Origin of the sequence: Paenibacillus sp. PCH8, assembly GCF_002968835.1 — a bacterium.
Taxonomy (GTDB): Bacteria; Bacillota; Bacilli; order Paenibacillales; family Paenibacillaceae; genus Paenibacillus.
Window position 1 is genome coordinate 118,303 of record NZ_PKQK01000006.1, and the last position, 20,746, is coordinate 139,048.

The following is a 20,746-nucleotide window of genomic DNA, read 5'->3' on the forward strand; positions in this document are numbered from 1 at the left end:
TATTAGGGTAACCCCAACTGAAGTGGTTGAGTCTTGAGCATTGTTTCAATCATAGACCGGTCGGGGATGAAATTAAAAGGAGGTGCAAACATGAGATGGATAATAGGATTGATCTGGCTCTCTTTTATAACGTATGCATTGTTGTTCGCACCGGGACTGTCACCTGGAGGTGACCCCATATTCAAAGAACTGGTTACCATGCAAAGCAAAGAGCCATGGTTACTTACTGTATTTTCGTGGCTAGGTATTTTTCCAGCAGTCTATGCCTGTATGCTGCTAAGAACATCTGCGAAAGAGCGAAGTGCACGTGTGCGAGCTTGGCCCTTTGTTTTGCTGTCTTTCGGTTTGGGTGCGTTTGCCCTGCTTCCCTACTATGCATGGTCATCATCCAAGAATAGAGGCTCGGGTTACGAGCGCCTGCATTTTGGTCGTCAGCGTGAGTCAGGATTTGGACGAATAGCAGCCAACAAGCTGACACATATCATTTTATTACTACTGACGCTGGGGACAGCATTTTACGCAGTAACTCAAGGCCATCCGGACGTATTTATGGAAGCGTTCAAGCAATCTTCTTTTGTGCATATCATGACGATTGATTTCATCATCCTGACCTTACTTTCCATAGTTGCGATATTCAGGGATGCTGAAGCGAGTCGACGTTCACCAGTTTGGGTAGCCGCAGGGATTGTCCCCATTGTGGGTCCATTAATATATCTGTTGACGCTTAGGAGAGACTGAGCTTGAGCGTAAGCATACTTGAGATTAGAAAGTCAGAATTAAAGATAGAAATGAAGATGAATGCGAATAATTAATTCCATTAAATGAAAAATATATAAGTTTTAAGAAGGAGTGAGTTAGATGAAAAACCAATTCAACGCATATGTTGTCCGTCAAGAAGAGCAAGGCGGCGTGAAAGCAGCTGTAGAGCAACTGAAGAAAGAAGACCTGCCGAGTGGAGATGTAACGGTACAGGTACAGTATTCCAGCGTCAATTATAAAGACGGACTCGCTACAACTGAGAAGGGCGGTGTTGTTCGTGAATACCCGATGATACCGGGAATCGATCTTGCAGGAACGGTAGAGGAATCTGTAAGTGGACGTTTTGCTCCAGGGGATCGGGTGATTAGTACAGGATTTGAACCAGGTGTTTCCCATTATGGCGGGTACAGCGAGTATGCTCGTCTGCGCAGCGAATGGTTGGTGCCCCTACCACCGGGTCTAAGTGAGAAAGAAGCTATGGCAATTGGGACGGCTGGATTTACCGCTGCACTTTCGGTAGATGCTCTGTTACAGGCTGGAGTGACGCCGGAGATGGGCAAGATTCTGGTTACGGGTGCTACGGGTGGTGTTGGCAGTATGGCGGTTGCGATTTTGGCTAAGCTTGGCTTCAAAGTAACAGCCAGCACAGGCAAGATGGACCAGGAGGAGCAATTACTCCGAAACTTGGGAGCCTCAGAAGTTATTTCTCGTGAAGAAGCCGATGCACCAGCCAAAGGTGTCATGGGGAAACAGTTATGGGCGGGGATTGTTGATCCGACAGCAGGTCCGGCACTCGCGGAACGATTGAAACAGATTCAATATGGAGGCGCGATTGCGGTATCCGGATTAACTGGAGGGACTGCTTTTGAGTCTACGGTATTTCCATTTATTTTGCGTGGTATCCAGCTCATTGGTATAGATTCCGTTTATTGTCCAATGGAGCGACGGGAACGGTTATGGAAACTGCTCGGCGGAGAATGGAAACCGGAACGCGCCCTTGAACTGGGTATTCGGGAGATTTCATTGGACCAATTGCCACATACTTTGGAGACGATACTCCAAGGTCGTGCAGTGGGGCGTACCGTGGTCAATACAAAGACAGATCTGCCTGCCGAATAAGATTCTTTGCGCCTAGACATGCTAATTCTACCTGATTGGGTCACGATGCACGTGGCTGGAAAGGAAGGATTAGCATGGGGGTTGGTAGAAAAGGGTGGAATCTGAAAGGTAGAACAATCAAGTTGGTATGTGTAGGTGGAGTGATGATCGTGGTTCTCTGGTCTCTGGTGGCTTGTTCGGCTTCTTCCTTGGAGCAGGAGCGGAAGGTCTACACACGGGAAGCAACAGATGAAGGAAATATGCGTGCACAGAGTCAGGGACACGGATTGAACGGTGCATTGGTCAGTGAACTTAGGGAGGGATTTGCTGCAAGGGGCATTAAGCTGATGAATAACATGTCTGCCGACGATGGTCAGGGTGGAATTTCTTATATGTATTTGTTGAATGGAAGTGGCAGGCATATCGTGAAAGTCCACATTTTCAGTGATGCCGATACCCGGGCTGCACGCATGGAAGAGATGTACAGTGAGCGTAGCGATGAGGCTGTCCTAGAGAATGCACTTGGCCGAACAACGATTCGTAGCAAAGGATACGTCTCATTAGTCTATTCCGCTTCCGGTGGAGAGAAGGACCAATACGAACAGGATGTTATGCAGGTGTTCCAGCAAGTGCTTGAACAACTAAAGTAGGAGAGGTGCGAACCCTCCGATCTGTACTCTACAGTTGAAAATAAAACCCGAAAACCCGTCTGATCATTCAGACGGGTTTGTATATTTCGCGCATGACATGCCGCAGCTCAGGCAAAATAATTCGTTCCATAGCCAGTTTCACGGCTCCACGGGAGCCTGGCATGGAGAAGACGGCGGTTCGCCCAATCGTTCCGGCGACAGCTCTGCTCAGAATGGCAGCGGAACCGATATCTTGGGTATAACTGAGGAAGCGGAATATCTCACCGAAACCCGGCAATTCTTTGTCGAGCAGCGAAGACACTGCTTCGTAGGTTGTATCTCGGGGGCAATCCCTGTTCCGCCGCTAAGCAGGACGGCTTCAATATCATCGCGAACCGCTGCATCCTGCAGAATGCTTTGAATTCGTTCCGTTTCATCTGGTGTAATGATGTATTCAACAATTGGATAACCGGCTTCATTCAGAAGCTGGTGCATAAGCTGGCCACTGGTATCTGTATCTTTGGTGCGCGTGTCTGACACCGTAACAATCATGCAAGATACCGTGTCTGGAGCTTCCTGACGATGTTGTTCCACTGAATTGGTCATGATACTTCCTCCTTTTATCCACATGTCCTCATAGCATAGAACATTCGTCAGGATCAGGCAATGTACCGGGGAAGAGCTTGAACAACGAATACGGGATGGTGTACACTCGCTAGATATAGATAGACTAGGTTACAAGAAGGACAATTAGAGAGGTGTTTAAGAATGAACAAAACGATTTCAAAAGAACAATCCATACCTGTATATATACTGTCAGGTTTTTTGGGAAGTGGCAAAACGACATTGCTCGTTCAGTTAATTGAACATTGGCAACGGCAGGGGTTACGTCCCGCGGTGGTCATGAATGAATTGGGAGAAGTCAATCTGGATGGACAGATTGTTGATTCTACTGTCCCGATGACGGAAATGTTAGGTGGATGCATCTGTTGTACCGTACGTGGAGACTTGGGATTACAACTTGCTGATCTTGTCCAGGAGGAATCTCCGGATGTCATCATCATTGAAGCAACCGGCGCAGCAAACCCGATGGAAATTCTGGATGCGGTAACGGAAACTTCACTTTACATGCGATTGGAACTGAAAAGTCTTATTACCGTTGTGGATGCAGCGCATCTATCCGGTCTCTATCAGGAGCAGAAGGGGCAGACCTTCAAGCTGATGCAAGAGCAGATTCGTTGTGCGTCTGTGCTTCTCCTGAACAAAACGGATCGTGTGAGTGAGCAGGAGCTTCAGGATCTGGAACAACTTTTGGCCAAATGGAATGGCTTCGCACCTGTTATTCCTACAGTCAAATGTGAGGTGGAGATGGATCTGATGCTTGCCAGCGGGGGCGATGTACACGTTCGAGAATCACCTTCCGAAGGTGATAAGCTAGTTCCCGAAGAGCATCATGTACATACGGAGGCCTGTGGAACACATGGATGCAGTCATGGTCATGAGCAACACACGGTCCAAGGAGATTCTGCTGACCTCGATCACAGCCATGTCCATAATCACGGTCTTCAGCAATCCACGCCTCATGCATCGCATGAACACGTTATGGTGTATACACATTATTTCAGTCATCCGGTGAATAGCGAAGCTTTTGAACAGTTTGTATCCGATTTGCCGCGGGATGTGTATCGAGCGAAAGGGATTTTATCGTTTAGCGACACGGCGAGCCGATTCTGGTTCCAGTACGCCTACCGTGAATCGGATTACATGAAGATCACACCTCAGGGGGATGTGGCCAATGTGGCTGTGTTCATCGGCGAACATTTTGACCAATCTGTCATTCGTAACCAATTACTGGAATTGGAAGCGATAAAACCGGATTAATGATTCAAATTTCCTCCGTACTGGGTACTAAGAAGCATAGCAAACTTTGCCTGGGAGGTCACTTGAAATGACACAACAACAAATTCAACAATGTATCGATGCTTGCCTGGAAAGCATGAATGCATGTAACGTATGTTACATATCGAGTCTGAAAGAATATGATCTTGCGATGCTGCGTGATTGCATTCGCTTGAATCGGGAATGTGCGGAGATCTGCAACTTTGCTGCACAAGCCATGACACGTGGAAGTGATTTCATTGCAGAAATCTGCGAGCTGTGTGTAAAAGCGTGTGAAGCTTGTGCCGCAGAGTGTGGCAAACACCAGCATAATCACTGCCAAGCTTGCGCAGAAGCTTGCCGCAAATGTGCAGAAGCGTGCCGGATGATGGCAGCAGTAGTGGCGTAAATATCACTCCTTTGGATCGGAAATGAAAAGAATCGATAATCATGTTGGTTCCCTCATGGAATGTAGCGTAAGCTAGGCATCTGAGACGATGTGCCTATACGTTTTTTCCAGAGGGGATTTTTCATGTTTTCATGTTTTTAAGTCTGTTTGCCAGCGAATGTCTTCATGTCCGCTTAAACACACAGGTTGCCAAGTCAGACCATGGTCTGTATAATGATGGCAATGAATCGAAACGAAGAACATCAATGAGAAGAACATCAATGATCGGGAGAGTAGCCAGATCCATACATGACAGCGAGCCGGGGCAGGTGGAAGCCGGTATGACATGACCTGAGTGAACCGCACCCGTGAGATGGTTGTCCGAAAAGATGTGCGCATCCCGATTGTGGATGTAAGATCTGTCTGAGGATAATCCGGCTGCGACCGTTATACGCATCGAGCGGAGCAGATTCCCATTGGCATGCATGTTAGTTAGTGTACACCACAAGCATCTGTTCACCTAGAGTGGTACCGCGGGAACTGTGAATTCAGCTCTCGTCTCTTATATAGAGACGAGAGCTTTTTTGTATTTATTTTCTGCCAGAATGAACGATGATAAGGAGTGTTCGACATGTTGATGAAGCAGGCTGCGGCCTATATTATCCCTTTAACCGGATTGGATGAAAAAGAGGTTCTGAGATTACTGGAAGTTCCACCACAGGCGGAGATGGGAGATGTAGCATTCCCCTGTTTTGCATTGGCCAAATCCTTGAAGAAAGCACCTGCCGTAATTGCGACGGATGTCGCAGCTGAGTTACAGAACGCAGGAGTTGAAGCTGCTTCCGCTGGGCCTTATGTCAATATCCGTTTCAATCGGGAAGAGTTGGCACCAAAACTGCTTAAAGAACTGGGAGATGCAGCGTTCGGTAAGCTTCAGCTTGGTCTCGGTTCGCGTGTCGTGATTGATATGTCTTCCCCTAACATCGCCAAACCCTTCGGAATTGGACATTTGCGTTCGACTGTGATCGGTGCAGCACTGTATCGGTTATATAACGAAGCCGGTTATACGTCCGAAAGTGTGAATCATCTGGGGACTGGGGAACCCAGTTCGGCAAGCAGATCGCAGCCTACAAACGGTGGGGAAACGATGAAGCGTTGCAGGCAGATCCCATCCGTACTTCTCTGGAACTATATGTGCGCTTCCACGATGAGGCGGAGAGTGATCCTTCGCTGGAGATCGAGGCACGTGACTGGTTCCGCAAGCTGGAGCAAGGGGATGAAGAAGCACACCGGTTATGGGCGTTCTTCGTGGAAGTGAGCATGAAGGAATTCAACCGGATGTATGAACGATTGAATGTTCAGTTCGACCACACGCTGGGGGAGAGCTTCTACAATGACAAGATGGGCGCGGTGGTTGAAGAGCTCAAGGCTAAGGGATTACTCGAAGAGAGTGATGGTGCACTCATGGTACGTCTGGAAGAAGAGAACATGCCCCCATGTCTGATTATCAAACAGGACGGAACAACGATTTACCCCACGCGGGATTTGGCTACAGCGGTCTACCGTCATGAGGTGATGAAGGCAGATCGATTGTTATACGTGGTCGGAGGAGAACAGAAGCTTCATTTCCGTCAGGTATTTGCGGTTCTGTCCCGGATGGGATATGAGTGGTCTGCGAATTGTGAGCATATTCCGTTTGGGTTAATGCGTTTTGAAGGAAGGAAAATGTCAACACGCCGTGGTAAAGTTGTCTTTTTGCAGGAAGTACTGGATGAAGCGGTTGCCCGTGCATTGCAGATAATACAGCAGAAAAACCCGAGCTTGGAGAACCCCGAGAAAGTGGCCGAGGCTGTTGGTGTAGGCGCCATTGTCTTCGGTGACCTGCGCAATAATCGGTTGAATGATGTGGATTTCTCCCTGGAGGATGCGGTGAGCTTTGAAGGAGAGACTGGCCCATATGTGCAATATACGCATGCCCGAATTCGAAGTGTACTTGCCAAGGCCGAAGAGGCAATACGTATGGAAAATGTAAATCATCTGGTTACTTCTGGCCTTGCGGATGGTAAGAGTGATTCAGTGAGCATTCCATTTAGTATCGGAGATGCCTCATGGGCATTGCTGAAAATTCTCGGAGATTATCCCGAGGTTCTGGAAAAAGCAATTCAACGCAATGAGCCTTCGGTCATTGCCAAATATACGATTGATGTCGCCCAAGCGTTCAACCGCTTCTATCACGCCGAGCGAATTGCCGATGCAACCTCTGATGCAAGGTCCTTCCGGGTGGCATTAGCCGAACGGACTGCTGAGCGTCTATCCTACAGTTTATACTTGCTTGGTATTCAGGCTCCGGAACGGATGTAATACCAGTGAACTGGAGAAGGTATCTGCGAAGTTAGAAGCTGCGTTTCCCGATAACTTGAATGTTGCTCTCCGTTTGGTTACGATAGAGGAACATCGAATGCACAACATTGTACGGTTGAAGGGGCGCTCGCATATGCAAAATACAAACATCCAGAATGGTGACATGCTGGACAGCGAACACTCCAGGGAATTGTTTGCCTATTACGGATTGGCCGTGTACTACGGGCAGGCGCTCGAACAGCAGCTGGTCAATCTGATTTTATTAATGAAATTGTCTCAGGGAAAGGCAGTGTCCGAAGAAGATCTGGAAGATCTGTACGAACGAAAGATGAGCAGTTCACTTGGGCAACTCATTCATGAGGTCCGCCATCATTTTACGTTCTCCGAAGAAGAGACCCGCCAATTAAATGAATTGTGGCAGCAACGTAACCGCATCGTACATCACTACTTCAAGGAACGAATCCATGAAACATTCAGTCCGGAAGGACGATCACGCATGATCAAGGAACTGGAGGATTTCAAAAACCGTGCGCAGGAGCTGGAGATCCGTCTTCAGCAATATACGGGTGCCTGGATTGCAGAGCTTGGTCTGGATGCCGAATCGGCGGCAGCTCTGCAAACGCTGGAGCGAATGCATGCCGAGAGCATGCAAGCACGGGCATTGGAAGAGGATGAATGAGAAGCAAACGCAATAAGAAACGCTGGATTATCATCACGATCTTGGTCGCTTTATGGATGGGGAGCACATGGGCTGGGGTTACGGCTGGACTTATCTTGGCCTACACGGATGAGGATTCGTCCAGAAAGTCGGATGCAGCGATCATTCTGGGTGCAGCCGTGGAGCGGGATAACCCTTCACCTGTGTTCCGCGAACGTATCGAACACGCGATAGAATTATACCGCCAGGATATAGTTCAAAACCTGCTGTTCACAGGCGGATCGGCTCGTGCTGAAGATCCTGCAGAAGCTGAGGTTGGACGGGATTATGCGATTGCACATGGCGTAGATCCTGGGGATATTCGCATAGAGACCGAATCTCGAATCACCGAGGAGAATCTGGTCCATTCGATTCAGACAGGTGAGCAGGCCGGCTATCATACGTATACGATCGTGAGTGATCCATTACATATGAAACGAGCCATGAAGCTGGCTAAGGGACTGGGTATGGACGCTGTACCATCTCCGACACGAACGACGGCTTATCAGACTTGGCGCAGCAAGTCTCCTTTTCTCGCAAGAGAGACTGTGATGTATATGGGATATACAATCAAAGGATGGATAGACAATCCGCAACAGCCGTAAGGCTTGGTGTGGGTTGTCTTTTTCTATAGGAAGAAACATAGAAAAATAAAAGATGAAAGATACTCTCAACAAATGGATTCACTGCGGATAAGCACTTAAAAAACGCACTGCACAACAACAATAAGGTTGCCGCACAGCGCGTTTTTAATGATCAAGTCAGGCCTAGCCGACTTTCTAAAATATCTACTTTCTAAATTACTATGCATTTCCTCCCGCAAAGGAAGCTGAAGTTCGAATGCTCTCGTCCGAAGGACTCTCGATACTTGCAGCCTGAGCACCTTGTTGAAGCTGGTACATCTGATAATAGCGGCCTTTCAGTTCCATCAGTTCATCATGTGCCCCCTGCTCAACAATACGTCCGCGATGCAGGACGAGGATCTGATCTGCCGAACGAATGGTAGATAGGCGGTGAGCGATGATGAATGTGGTACGTCCTTTTTTGAGGACTTCGAGCGCAGCTTGAATTAATGCTTCCGTTTCGGTATCAATGTTGGCAGTAGCCTCATCCAGAATAAGGATGGCTGGATCGAAGGCCAGTGCGCGGGCAAAGGAAATTAATTGACGCTGACCGGCAGACAAAGTGCTTCCTTTTTCAACGACCGGTTCGTCGAACCCTTGCGGCAGATGAGCCAGTATACGTTCTGCACCTACATCACGCAATGCTTGTTCAATCCGTGCACGGGAAATCTTCTCATCCCCGAGACTGACGTTGGAGGCAATCGTGCCTGTGAACAGATACGGGTCTTGTAATACAATTCCCATATGCTCCCGTATCCACTGTTTAGGCAGATCCTTGACGTTCTGACCGTCGATCGTAATTTTTCCTTTTTGTGGATCATAGAAGCGAAACAGCAGGTTGATGATCGAACTTTTACCAGAACCGGTGTGACCGACCAGAGCCACCGTCTGGCCTTGTGATGCTTTAAACGAAATGTTGTTGAGCACGTAATCTTTTTTATAAGCAAAGGATACATCGTCAAATACGACATTTCCCTTGTATCTTGGCATGGAGCCATCGGTTACGGGTTCTCCCTTTTCGTCCATCAGCTCAAAGACACGACCAGCCGATACGAGAGAAGAGTCCAGGTTGGCGAGCTGATTCACCATGCCGGTAATCGGCTGGAACAAGCGGCCCAGGACATCGACGAATGCATACAGAACCCCCAGTGAGATTATACTTGTGCCATCCAGCACACTGGAACCGAAGTACCACAGGACAACCGCAAAGGCGATGTTCCGCAATACATTAACCAGGTTGTGTGAGGTGAAAGCGTTCAGGTTGAGCATTTTGTTCTGGTGTTTCATGTAATCGTCATTCAAGTCTTCGAATTCCTGCTTGGTTTGTTTCTGATGGCGGAATACGCGGATAATGGACATTCCCTGAATGGACTCGTTAATGATCGCATTGATCTCACTCAGCCGTGATCGAATGATCGTATTGTAGCGAGTGGCGAATTTGCGGTAAAGTACAATCCACGTAATAAGCATCGGCACGACGAATAATGAGATCAGGCCGAGGCGGAAATCGAGCAGGAAGAGAGCGACATAGACACCCATGATGGTAATGATGCCCGAGAAAAAGTTCGAGAGAACAGCAACGAACAGATCCTTAACGGCTTCTGTATCGTTCGTGACCCGAGATACAACTTTACCGGCAGGCAGGTTATCAAAAAAGTGTACCGGCAATCGCTGAATATGGGCATACACATCGTTGCGAAGTCTTTGAATGACCTTGTTGGCAGAGGATTGCAGCCAGTAGGTCTTACCAAACTCCATAATGACCGAGATCACCAGAAAGATCATGTAGTACACGATCAATTGATAGATGCTGGGCATCTCCGGTTTGTAGAAAGCAAACAGTTCACCAGCGGCCAGAGGCACTGCAGCATATTGGCCAGTCACTTCACCAGCGCGTGTAACCGTCAAGGTTCCATCCGCATAGGTGCGATCTCCGTCAGGTGCACTTACCGGTTCGTTTACAAAATAAAAACTTCTCCCGGCTTGCAACACCCGAACTTCGGAACCTTTGGTTTCATCCGATTCAAATAATCCTTCGCGCTTGTAGTTCTTTCCATTGTAGACCGCTGCTTCGTCTGACGCTGTTGTCTCATAGAAAGGCTGCTCGATCGCGAGCAAATGATTGTCGATCATGGATTTGGCGATGAACGGACCGGCGAGTTCGGCCGCAACACCAATCGTAAGCATAATTAATGCAGCTATAAATGTTCCTTTGGCTTTCAAGGCGTAATGTAGCAGCCTTTGGCCTGTATTAGACTTCAATGAGTTGACCTCCTACGTGGACAGGTTGGACTCTACCTGTTGCCGTTCATATTGTTCACGGTACCAGCCATTCATGGCGAGCAGTTCCTGGTGAGTACCTTCTTCTGTAATTTTCCCGTGCTCGAGTACGATGATTCGGTCTGCGTGTTCAATAGCGGACAGGCGATGAGTCGAGATCAGTGTAGTTTTGCCCGAGCGTTTGCTGCGTATATTTTCAATGATTTTGGCTTCGGTGCGTGCATCGACTGCGGACAAGGCATCATCCAGGATCAGAATATCCGGATCGGAGATAAATGCGCGTGCCAGTGATACCCGTTGTTTCTGTCCACCGGACAGAGCGATCCCTTTTTCACCCACGAGTGTATCCAGCCCATCGGATAAGGTTCCAAGATCCCCGTCAAAAGCGGCGGTACGAATGGCATCCATAATGACTTCATCACTGGCACCAGGTTTACCGAACTGGATGTTCTGACGAACCGATTTGGAGAACAGGACTTGTTCCTGTGGAACGTATCCAATCCAGCTATGCAATTCATCTTTGGCGATATCCTGAATAGGATGGCCCGAGATGCTTAATGTACCCGATCCGGCAGGGTATTCGTGCAGCAATTGTTTGAGCAGGGTGGACTTGCCGCTACCTGTGCGACCTACAATACCCAGTGTCTGGCCGCGTCGCAGTGAGAAGCTGACATGACTGAGATTATCGATTGTGGAACTAGGGTAACGGAAAGTGACATCCTGCATCGCGATCTCTTCCGGATTCGTAATATGAGCAGGTTGCTCGCTATCTTTTACGGCAGGTTCTACCGATAACGTTTCGTTGACCCGATCAAGAGAAGCGCTACCACGCTGCATCAGGTTAATCAGCTCACCAATGGCGAACATAGGCCAGATCATCATCCCCAGGTACATATTGAACGATACGAGATCCCCAGGGTGATTTCATTGTGAAACACAAGATATATACCGTAAGCAAGCGCGATCACATAACTGAGCCCAACAAAGAGGCGGATCGTAGGTTCGAATAAAGCATCCATTTTGGCTACGGCCAGGTTTTTGCGGTAGACATCTTCCGTCACATCGGCGAAGCGTTTCTCGTCCAGACGTTCCTGAACATAGGCACGCACAACACGAATACCGGCAATCGATTCAAGCACCTGGTCATTCATATCCCCGAATGCATCCTGTGCCAGGGTGTAACGTTGATGTACAGCTTTACCATAGATCATCATGGCAATGGCGATAAAAGGTAAAGGCAGGATTGCAGCCAGAGTCAATTTCCAACTGACCAGAAAACCCATAGCGAACAATACAGTGGCCAGGAAGGCCGTAGAGTCGGTTAACGTCAGCATGCCGAAGCCTGCTGTGGTGGCAATGGAACGAAGATCATTGGTGGCGCGAGCCATCAAATCACCCGTTCTGTTTTTCTCAAAAAAGGGCGGAGTCATTCGGAGCAAGTGGTCCATGAAGCGTGAACGCAGCAACCGTTCGACCAAGTTGGCACCACCGAACAGTTTGTGCATCCATACGTAGGTGACCAGATAGATAATGACGACCGTTCCTAGAATAAGTAAGATGTAACGGGTAAGTGAGGCGCCGGTAATGGAACCGCGCACAATTTCGTCGATGGCATTGCCAAGAAGACGGGGAGGCAGCAGTTCGGCAACGCCTACCAGAATAAGCAAAATGACACCAACCAGGTATCGTTTGCGTTCCAGCCGGAAGAACCAGGCCAGGTTTTTAAGTACTGAGAACAAGTGTTATCCCTTCCTTTCAATGTCCGCAAAATGCAGATTCCGTTCATGTATGCCAAAATGTACCCACAAAAAAAGACATACCGCACGCAGGCGGTATGTCTTCATATAATCATACGGCAGCATGGCTCCGAGAACAGAGCCGCCACCATACATAAGTTTCATTGTGAGTGAACACTACAGAGGTTCTCATTAAAGACTCCTGTAATGCTGACTTATGAACGGAAGAATGATTTCGGGTGTGCTCCGGTATTTAATTGTGTGCTAAATTGAACAATCATATGTTTGTTAAACACCGTAATCACCCTTTCTTTTTTGGAAATAAATACAATGTAGACCTCGTATGTTTGCATCTTAACATCGGATTTTACAATCTGTCAAACATTTTTCACAATTTATTTTGTCTTGATGTGATCACTCGGGTTTGTATTCAAGTCTTTGTAGAGATATGATGGAACATATATATACAGAAGGAGCTGACACCAAATGAGTACCATACATGTATCCGATCAAGCTGCTCGCTGGTACAAGGAAGAATTGAATTTGAACGAGGGAGACAGCATCCGATTCTTTGCCCGTTATAGCTCCGGCGGCGGTCTTCATCCTGGATTTTCGCTGGGAATAGCTGTAGAGAAGCCAAGACATCCTGCCGACAAAACCGAAGTATCGGGTATTCAATTTTTTATGGAAGATCACGATTATTGGTACCTGAAAGGGCATCAGCTGCATGTGGATATCGTTGATGAAGGTCAGGATATCGAATATCGTTATACCGAGGTCTAATCCAGGGTTTTATTCTGCAATGAAATAGATGAATCACAGGTCGCCATCGGCTTCCGAGTAGGAGGGGGATAAGCAGTGAATCTGCCAGCCCGAGATTTGGCCCAGTACATCGCAAAACGCTCTCATATTATTGTAAAAGCAGCGGTGCGGGCCGAGAACGACCAAGGTGAATTGCTGCTGATTCAGCACGCTGAGTATGGTCATTGGCGAATGCCTGCTGGAGAGATGCGTCCCGGTGAGGCTATTGAAGATGCCGCACATCGGGAACTGTGGGAAGAGACGGGTTGGACAACCGATACCATGACGCTGGAAGGTCTGTATTCGGGACCTGATCTTCGGCATCTGCATACCAGCGGAGATGAAGAGTACTATGTCATTGCTCTGTTCCGGGCACAGATCATTCAGGATCACTTGGTGGAATCTCGGGTAAATAGTGATGCAGGTCTGAAGTTCTTTGCTATGGAGTCGTTACCACCTCTGAATGATATTAGCCGAATCCTGCTAGCAAGTGAAATCGCAGAATAAACAAGCGTTGACGCAAATGACCTCAGCATCCATGGAAAGTGGATGCTGAGGTCATTTTTTTGGATACCAATTCTTGTGCCCAGTGGAGCAGTTTAGGAAATTTTTGCATGAGTTACACCTGATCCAGTGGTTCATCATCCATCGCAAAATCAAAATCATCAATATCAAATACGAGTACAGGTGATTCCGATTCAATAATACGTGCGATCAGTTCAACCTGATCCGTGAGAATTGGAACACTCAGGCGTTGAGAGGTGAGAAGCAGTTCAGTCTCAATGGGATCGAAATACTCCCCGTATTGTGCCGTATCGACTGCGTTGATAATGGCGATGGATACTTGGTCACCAAATAGAATGGAGGGACTTTTTGCCCAGGGAACAAGTAATGCTCGCTCTATTTTTTTCTTATTCAGCGGTTCCTCAAAATAAGAAATCATTTCATTGATTTTGGATTTGACATGCTGATCATCTGTCGGGTTATCCATCATGGGATCAGAACTGAACTGAAATTCATATAGCTCAAGGATGGTGGTATAAGGAACAATATATTCAACAGGCGCGGGCGGCGCGAGCAATTGACCGTAAATGGCCACCATCACGGCTTCCGTAACAAACTGACGTGACATGGTTCCTGAACCCTCCTGCGCCATTAATAGTTGTGAAATGAATCGATGAGTTCATGCAACAGCATAACCATAATAGTACGTGTTCAAATAGGACGGTTTTCAGTACCGAGAAGATGGGATGAAGCTAGAAATGGAGTAGCGGAGCGTAGGGAAAACTACGTGAGCAACCAAAATGTTTCCTTCGGAAACATACTTCGTAAGCCTCCCGCTTATTTCGGCTGAATTCCATATTCGATGCTGATGATGCCGCTAGGCATCCTTCGTAATCAAAAGCGGACTTTTTGAACAACCTCTAATGTGGATTATTCTGCTGTAGACTCGTGTACATAATTTGCATGAATAGAAGTATATCACACAACGGTGGGAAATACAGCCAACCTGCATACCATGTCAGGTCACAACCCGGATCAGGATTTGCCCAGCAGTAATGATAATATTCCAGCTGCAATCAGGGGGCCGACGGGAACACCCTTGAACAGAGCAACACCAAGGACAGTTCCAATGAGCAGCCCTGCGACGACAGTCGGTTGTGTACCCATCAACGTAGCCCCACGTCCACCCAGATAAGCCACGAGTAAACCCACGCCTATGGCGAGTAGTGATTTCCAATGCAGGAAAGACTCGCCGATGGTCTGCAGACTCATCTTGCCACTGGCTAGAGGTGCCATTACGCCAATCGTCAGAATGATGATGCCGAGCGTAAGCCCATATTTTTCAAGCCACGGGAATGCCTGATTTAGATTAAGGACTCGTAACAACAACAGAAATACCATCGCTACGGTGATCGGTGTGTTGCTGCTAATAATCCCGAGGGCCGCGAACACGAGCAGTAACAGGGAGGTCATGTCCATGGATTTCATTTCCCTTCAGTCTGTCCGCGCTGCCTGCTAACGATATGTTCCGCGATGTATCGTCCATGCCAGCGTCCGGATTCAATAAAGACTTCATTGGCATTACGCCCTGAAGCGATGACTCCGCCCACATATATACCAGGTACGCTGCTTTCCATGGTTTGTGCGTCATACACAGGCTTATCCATATCATCGGACATCTCCACACCTACAGAAGCGAGCAATTGACGATCCGGACGGAAACCGGTCATCGCCAGTACAAAGTCATTATCCAGTTCACGTGTGGAGCCATCCGCATGAACCAGACGAATCGAATCATCCAATATTTCATTCACACGGGACTCCAGATGCAATGTGATATGGCCTTTCTGCACCAGGCTCTCGAACAGGGGACGTACCCATGGTTTGATATGTTGGGACAGACCACTGCCTCGATAAACCATATCAATATGCGCCCCGACACGAACCAGTTCCATTGCTGCATCCACGGCTGAGTTGCTTCCGCCGATAATGGCGACGCGTGTACGCGTATAAGGGTGTGCTTCCCGGAAGTAATGGGTTACTTTATCTTTATCTTCTCCCGGAATGCCGAGATAGTTAGGATGGTCAAAGTAACCTGTAGCTACAACCACATGGCGCCCTTCATGCACGATGGCTTCCCCGCGTCGATTGAGCGTATGTACCTCAAACGTGCCATCATCCTTGCGTTTGATCTCACGGGCTTCCTCATAGTTATGAACACGCAAGCCAAAATGTTCGGCTACTTTGCGATAATAGGCGAGTGCTTCATAACGAAACGGTTTGTCATTGGGTGTGCTGAACGGAACGTTACCGATCTCAAGCAGCTCCGCTGTACTGAAAAACTGCATATGGGTTGGATACAGATAAATAGATTGGACGATATTGTATTTCTCAACAATCACAGCGGACAGTCCCAGCCGCTCGCATTCAATGGCAGCAGACAGACCGCATGGGCCTCCGCCGATAATAATGACATCTTCCATGTTCTTAATCCTCCTTATTTCAAGCAATATAATCCTACCGTAAATAACGGGTCAACGCCAGTTCAAGCGCGAGTTTAACTAAGGCAGGCAGTCTTGGACCCCAAGATGTTGACTTCAAGAAAAGAAAAGACTAATATCAAATTAGATATATATCTAAATGGAAGTGAGATGAACGATAATGCAGCTGGAGAAAATTGTGGCGTATCACAAAGCGTTGGCTGACCCGACACGGCTTCGCATGTTACTGCTGTTGTCTCAAGGCGAACTGCACGGTCAGGCACTTGCCGAGCGACTTAACTTATCACAGCCAACCGTAACACATCATGCATCCAAGCTGAGAGAGGCAGCACTGATTCAGGAACGACGGGAGAAAAATACAGTGTATTTCACACTTAATCCTTCGTTTATCCGCGAGAATGCGCAGGCTTCGGTTGATTTTATATTCAAGCGGGAGGAGAGTGCTGATATGAGTGATGTGAACGAAACATTAAAAGCGTCGGTGATGAGAAATTTCTTCTCCAAAGATGGACGATTGCGTCAAATTCCGGCTCAGTACAAGAAAAAGCTGATTGTACTTGGACATCTGGCCCAGCAACTTGAATTCGGTCGGAAGTACACAGAAAAAGAAATGAATGCGTTTATCCAGACGTATCATGAGGATTTTGCAACGATCCGGCGGGAGTTTATCATGCATCAGTTCATGTATCGGGCAGATGAGATCTATGAACTGAATCCAAAAGAAATGTGGACCCGCTGGGATCAGGTCAAATAAGTGAATCAGACTAGATTACAGAATTAGGCTTGACAACAGCCGAGTGGACTGTGTAACATAATGGATAATTCTACAAGAAAAGAGGCGATGTTATATGACGAACTTAATGGCAGTATACGTTAATTTGAATATGAACAGCGTCTCCGGAACGGATCAAAGCATCTGATTTTTGCGTTAGCTGGATAGCAATATCCAATGTAACGTAAAGTATTGCAGCATGCTCAGATGAAGCCACGGGTGACGAACCCGTGGCTTTTTTGCTTGCCAAAAAAAAGGGTGTTTCTGAATTGAACGTAGCGGATTGTTGTGTATTGTTACATATACCGTCCGTTACGTCTTCAAAGACGGGAATCCTTTGATTCGGCTAACTAATTATTGCCGCGGGTGTATTTATACTCGTGGTTTTTTGTTGTGATCTGGTACTGGAGATTCAAGTTCAAGCAGCTTTTCATTCAAACTTTTATGTAGTAAACAACTCATTTTGGGAGGAATTTTTATTTTAAATCATGATATTGAAAAGTACGGCTGGTCTGCAAAGTGGCAGGAGTTATGGCAACAGACGGAAGAAGATATGCAGGATAGTCAACCAGCAAGAATTATTGCGGACCATGGACATTTGCAGCGTTTGATCACAACAGAGGGCGAATGCTGGGGCAGAATTTCAGGTCGGATGCGTCACGATAGCATGGAGTCAGGTCTTATGCCAGCCATTGGAGATTGGGTAGCGGTGACGGGCAAGTCAGGTGAGGAAGCTATAATCCACCGTCTGTTGCCACGTCAAAGCCGGGTATCCAGGCAAGCAGCAGGTCCGGTAACCAAGGAACAATTAATCGCCGCAAACGTAGATACGCTCCTGATTGTTGCGGCACTCAATCATGACTTCAACCTTAGGAGGCTCGAAAGGTACGTGATGATGGCTTGGAACGGTAGCGTAAGACCGGTCATTGTTCTGAGCAAGAGCGATCTGTGCACTGATGTGGAAGAGCAGATTAATAATGTTGAGGGAATTGCCCCAGGTGTCGAAGTATTAGCTATATCCGCTGTGGAGGGTCAAGGCAAATCGTCACTGGAGAGATATCTGCAACCAGGGTTAACCATTGCGCTGACAGGTTCTTCGGGTAGTGGCAAGTCTACGCTGGTGAACTGGATGATGGGCGAAGATGTGCAGCTTACACAATCCGTCCGTGAGGGAGACAGCCGCGGAAGACATACAACAACACATCGGGAGATGTTTGTTCTACCGCAGGGAGCCATATTGATTGATACTCCGGGAATGCGTGAGCTTAATCTCTGGGATGAAGGTAATGATGGACTGTCTCAGGCATTTGGCGAGATTGAACAGCTGGCTGTCACCTGCAGGTATCTGGATTGCAGTCATACACGGGAAGAGGGTTGCGCGATCAAAGAGGCTATTGAGGATGGTTCACTGGACGAGAAGAGGCTGAGCAATTATCTGAAAATGCAGAAAGAGCTGCAGCATCAGCAACGCAAGGAAGAAGTAGCATCCAGAAGGCGTGCAGCAACAAGCAAGCCTGCAAACAGTCGCAAACCTAAGCACACCCGTAGTCCAAGAGACTGGGAAGAAGCCTGAATTCAGGCGGGCATCCACCAATATCTTGCATAAGATAGTTCAGGAGGGATGTCATTATGCCAGATTACAGGATCATTGTGGATCTGTCCGACCACATGTTATATCTTCTGGATGGCAATCAGGTAATTAAGGGGTACCCTATAGCAACAGGCAAGATGCTTACACAGACTCCGAACGGGGAGTTCACCATCGTTAACAAACAATTGAATCCAGGAGGACCATTCGGAGTATTGTGGATGGGGCTGTCTGCACCCCATTATGGTATTCATGGAACCAATGAACCTTGGTCGATTGGCAAATCGGTCTCGCACGGTTGTATACGCATGTACAACTCGGATGTGCTGGATCTGTCCTCCAAAGTATCTATAGGAACGAGAGTAACGATCCGGCCGTAGGGCCGGATTTTACTTTATTGAATTAAAATCATGGCAGTTGCGAGAGAAAGCGAGTGATAATCATGCAGATCAGACTGGCGCGTGAAGAGGATGCGAAGGGGATAGCTATGTACATACACAGAGTTGGAAAACAACATATCGAGGAATTGTACCTGACGATTTTTTGGATCATTTGACTATAGAGTCGAGGGTACTTCAATGGGAGCAGTCTATTCGCTCTGACGAAAAGGATCAGATTCTGGTGGTAGCCGAACAGAGTGATGGAAACATTGTCGGATTTGCTTGTGGGGGGAGGGAGCGAGAGGGCAAATTATCTTATGATGGAGAGTTGTATGCCATATATTTGCTGAAGGAAGCCCAACAAACGGGGATCGGTCAACAATTGGCCGAACGAGTCGTTCATCATCTGCATGCCTTGAACATGAGGAATCTGATCATCTGGGCTTTGGAGCGTAATTCAGCGTGTCGCTTCTATGAAAAGATGGGAGGGATTCCAGTCCATACGCAGTCCGTCCGCATTGGCGGTCAGGAATTGATTGAGGTTGGCTATAGTTGGGAAGATCTCAAGTCATTCGGAAACGTAGGATTGTCAGGCGTATAACATACAACATGGACAAAACAGTATATTAATGGCAAATGGGTAGAGGGCTCAGGCGAGAAGGCTTCGGGAATGGGACGCTTAGGCGGGGATTGGGCGATAGAGAAGTTCATGCGTAGCCTGTCTCCAGTCTGTGGGGATGGGCTTTTTGCACGATTTTGCGTATCCCCAAAAATCCGATTCACAGATGACCAAAAAGCTGTTTGGGGCTGTCCCTATCTGGTTATTTATGGATACACGGAGCAACTGATCCGTAAATCCAATGGCAAAGGGGCTTAAATTCATGTCCATTGACCGCTTTATTCTGAGAAAGCTGAATACCTGTCAGGAAGAACATACACGTGCCAATTTGGTTCGGCTGTTTGTCATACGTATTCGTAAAGCCGAGATTGCGATAGAACATGATGCTGCCTACGTCATAAGTAAAGTGCATTGAGTGATGAACGACATTGATCTGTTATTAGCGTATTTAACTCAAAAAGTATATAACTCAAAAAAGGAAGCTTGTCCTTAGAGACAGCTTCCTTTTTCATGGTTTGTATGGAATGCAGCTTGGCGGACTTCTCTTAATATAACGATAGAGCAAGAGAGTCATTTTCACTACGACTGTGGAGAATGGCTTCCCCATTGACAATCTCAATACTAATCAAAGAATGCAGACATTTCTGAATAGCACGTTTACCGTTGCTAATTTTGTTCTCAAGAGCACTGCTAAGCAATCTTAATGTCTTTTGCATAGGTTGTTTGTTCTCTTGATTAAAATATACAGGGATTGATTTGTTTTGAAAGGTTATTAGAGTTCTCATTTGAAATCACCTCACGAAGTTATTTCATACAGGTAATATTAAATAAGAATGCTTAAAATTACCTTAAAATCAGCTTATGAAAACATAAAGGTGGATAATGTTTGAAAAGTGTTCACAATTCAATTGTGGACGAAGGATTAAAAGTCCTGAAAAACGAAATTTAATTACCATTTAAATGGAACAAAAATGAAAAGTTTCGCATCCTCGCAATTTATAAATGGATAACTACCACAAAAGTTCTGAGTCGAATGTACGATATTTTAATATTTACGTGGGTCATATGTAACAAAATTACAGGTGACACATTGCAAACAGGGTGTTTATGTAAGAAAATAGGGTTGGAATAC

The 20,746-nt window shown here is 47.1% G+C and carries 20 protein-coding genes, 3 pseudogenes and 1 other annotated feature; of the genes and pseudogenes, 16 read left to right on the forward strand and 7 right to left on the reverse strand.

The window, feature by feature from the left end:
• Window positions 1-90 precede the first annotated feature (90 nt).
• The 3 genes from C0Q44_RS26020 (at window position 91) to C0Q44_RS26030 (ending at window position 2,507) form a co-directional block, all read left to right on the forward strand.
• On the forward strand, window positions 91-738 hold the full coding sequence (locus tag C0Q44_RS26020; protein WP_105410074.1) for a hypothetical protein: 648 nt from the start codon (window positions 91-93) through the stop codon (window positions 736-738).
• 120 nt (window positions 739-858) lie between these two features.
• Window positions 859-1,878 (forward strand): oxidoreductase, encoded by a 1,020-nt coding sequence (locus tag C0Q44_RS26025; RefSeq protein WP_105410075.1) that lies wholly within the window; start codon window positions 859-861, stop codon window positions 1,876-1,878.
• Window positions 1,879-1,952: 74 nt separating this feature from the next.
• Window positions 1,953-2,507, forward strand: coding sequence for a hypothetical protein (locus C0Q44_RS26030; RefSeq protein ID WP_105410076.1), 555 nt, complete (start codon window positions 1,953-1,955; stop codon window positions 2,505-2,507).
• 67 nt (window positions 2,508-2,574) lie between these two features.
• Here the strand turns inward: C0Q44_RS26030 and C0Q44_RS26035 are convergent.
• Window positions 2,575-3,092 (reverse strand): annotated as a pseudogene (locus C0Q44_RS26035) (MogA/MoaB family molybdenum cofactor biosynthesis protein).
• Window positions 3,093-3,254: 162 nt separating this feature from the next.
• Between C0Q44_RS26035 and C0Q44_RS26040 the strand changes: the two are divergent.
• The 5 genes and pseudogenes from C0Q44_RS26040 (at window position 3,255) to C0Q44_RS26060 (ending at window position 8,415) form a co-directional block, all read left to right on the forward strand.
• Window positions 3,255-4,367, forward strand: coding sequence for a CobW family GTP-binding protein (locus tag C0Q44_RS26040; RefSeq protein WP_105410077.1), 1,113 nt, complete (start codon window positions 3,255-3,257; stop codon window positions 4,365-4,367).
• 67 nt (window positions 4,368-4,434) lie between these two features.
• Window positions 4,435-4,773 carry a four-helix bundle copper-binding protein gene (locus C0Q44_RS26045; RefSeq protein ID WP_105410078.1) on the forward strand — a complete coding sequence of 113 codons (339 nt, stop codon included), beginning with the start codon at window positions 4,435-4,437 and terminating at the stop codon, window positions 4,771-4,773.
• A gap of 251 nt (window positions 4,774-5,024) precedes the next feature.
• Window positions 5,025-5,318, forward strand: a binding site (T-box leader).
• A gap of 65 nt (window positions 5,319-5,383) precedes the next feature.
• Window positions 5,384-7,113: pseudogene (gene argS, locus C0Q44_RS26050) on the forward strand (arginine--tRNA ligase).
• 133 nt (window positions 7,114-7,246) lie between these two features.
• On the forward strand, window positions 7,247-7,792 hold the full coding sequence (locus tag C0Q44_RS26055; protein ID WP_105410203.1) for a hypothetical protein: 546 nt from the start codon (window positions 7,247-7,249) through the stop codon (window positions 7,790-7,792).
• A complete protein-coding gene (locus tag C0Q44_RS26060; RefSeq protein WP_105410079.1) occupies window positions 7,789-8,415 on the forward strand; it encodes a YdcF family protein in 627 nt (208 codons plus the stop codon). The genes C0Q44_RS26055 and C0Q44_RS26060 overlap by 4 nt, the downstream gene beginning before the upstream one ends.
• 198 nt (window positions 8,416-8,613) lie before the next feature.
• Here the strand turns inward: C0Q44_RS26060 and C0Q44_RS26065 are convergent, their stop codons facing one another.
• Window positions 8,614-10,695, reverse strand: coding sequence for an ABC transporter ATP-binding protein (locus C0Q44_RS26065; RefSeq protein ID WP_105410080.1), 2,082 nt, complete (start codon window positions 10,693-10,695; stop codon window positions 8,614-8,616).
• A 12-nt stretch (window positions 10,696-10,707) separates the two neighbouring features.
• A pseudogene (locus tag C0Q44_RS26070) lies at window positions 10,708-12,452 on the reverse strand (ABC transporter ATP-binding protein).
• Between the two features lie 483 nt (window positions 12,453-12,935).
• Between C0Q44_RS26070 and C0Q44_RS26075 the strand changes: the two are divergent.
• Both C0Q44_RS26075 and C0Q44_RS26080 read left to right on the forward strand, forming a co-directional pair.
• Window positions 12,936-13,232, forward strand: a complete 297-nt coding sequence (locus C0Q44_RS26075; protein WP_105410081.1) for a HesB/YadR/YfhF family protein — start codon at window positions 12,936-12,938, stop codon at window positions 13,230-13,232.
• Window positions 13,233-13,307: 75 nt separating this feature from the next.
• The gene (locus tag C0Q44_RS26080) at window positions 13,308-13,757 is read left to right on the forward strand and encodes an NUDIX domain-containing protein (RefSeq protein ID WP_105410082.1); all 450 of its coding nucleotides are present in this window, start codon (window positions 13,308-13,310) and stop codon (window positions 13,755-13,757) included.
• Between the two features lie 112 nt (window positions 13,758-13,869).
• On the opposite strand, the gene C0Q44_RS26085 is transcribed toward C0Q44_RS26080, so the two are convergent.
• The 3 genes from C0Q44_RS26085 to C0Q44_RS26095 form a co-directional block, all read right to left on the reverse strand.
• Entirely contained in the window at window positions 13,870-14,382 is a 513-nt protein-coding gene (locus C0Q44_RS26085; RefSeq protein ID WP_105410083.1) for an ADP-heptose synthase, read from the reverse strand.
• Between the two features lie 407 nt (window positions 14,383-14,789).
• The gene (locus C0Q44_RS26090; protein ID WP_105410204.1) at window positions 14,790-15,233 is read right to left on the reverse strand and encodes a DUF441 domain-containing protein; all 444 of its coding nucleotides are present in this window, start codon (window positions 15,231-15,233) and stop codon (window positions 14,790-14,792) included.
• Window positions 15,234-15,238: 5 nt separating this feature from the next.
• Window positions 15,239-16,237, reverse strand: a complete 999-nt coding sequence (locus tag C0Q44_RS26095; protein WP_105410084.1) for a YpdA family putative bacillithiol disulfide reductase — start codon at window positions 16,235-16,237, stop codon at window positions 15,239-15,241.
• A gap of 178 nt (window positions 16,238-16,415) precedes the next feature.
• Here C0Q44_RS26095 and C0Q44_RS26100 point away from each other — a divergent pair, with 178 nt between their 5' ends.
• From C0Q44_RS26100 to C0Q44_RS30405, 6 genes are all read left to right on the forward strand, one after another.
• Window positions 16,416-17,009, forward strand: a complete 594-nt coding sequence (locus C0Q44_RS26100; RefSeq protein WP_105410085.1) for a DUF2087 domain-containing protein — start codon at window positions 16,416-16,418, stop codon at window positions 17,007-17,009.
• A gap of 481 nt (window positions 17,010-17,490) precedes the next feature.
• Window positions 17,491-18,600: a ribosome small subunit-dependent GTPase A gene (gene rsgA / locus C0Q44_RS26105; protein ID WP_105410086.1), complete on the forward strand. Its 1,110-nt coding sequence runs from the start codon at window positions 17,491-17,493 to the stop codon at window positions 18,598-18,600.
• A gap of 56 nt (window positions 18,601-18,656) precedes the next feature.
• Complete coding sequence (locus tag C0Q44_RS26110) at window positions 18,657-18,995, forward strand: L,D-transpeptidase (RefSeq protein ID WP_105410087.1); 339 nt, start codon at window positions 18,657-18,659, stop codon at window positions 18,993-18,995.
• Window positions 18,996-19,167: 172 nt separating this feature from the next.
• The gene (locus C0Q44_RS26115) at window positions 19,168-19,596 is read left to right on the forward strand and encodes a GNAT family N-acetyltransferase (protein ID WP_181151176.1); all 429 of its coding nucleotides are present in this window, start codon (window positions 19,168-19,170) and stop codon (window positions 19,594-19,596) included.
• A gap of 69 nt (window positions 19,597-19,665) precedes the next feature.
• A complete protein-coding gene (locus tag C0Q44_RS26120) occupies window positions 19,666-19,872 on the forward strand; it encodes a hypothetical protein (RefSeq protein ID WP_105410089.1) in 207 nt (68 codons plus the stop codon).
• Between the two features lie 4 nt (window positions 19,873-19,876).
• The gene (locus C0Q44_RS30405) at window positions 19,877-20,029 is read left to right on the forward strand and encodes a hypothetical protein (RefSeq protein ID WP_181151177.1); all 153 of its coding nucleotides are present in this window, start codon (window positions 19,877-19,879) and stop codon (window positions 20,027-20,029) included.
• Window positions 20,030-20,159: 130 nt separating this feature from the next.
• On the opposite strand, the gene C0Q44_RS31305 is transcribed toward C0Q44_RS30405, so the two are convergent.
• Window positions 20,160-20,399, reverse strand: a complete 240-nt coding sequence (locus C0Q44_RS31305; protein WP_105410090.1) for a hypothetical protein — start codon at window positions 20,397-20,399, stop codon at window positions 20,160-20,162.
• Between the last annotated feature and the right edge of the window lie 347 nt (window positions 20,400-20,746).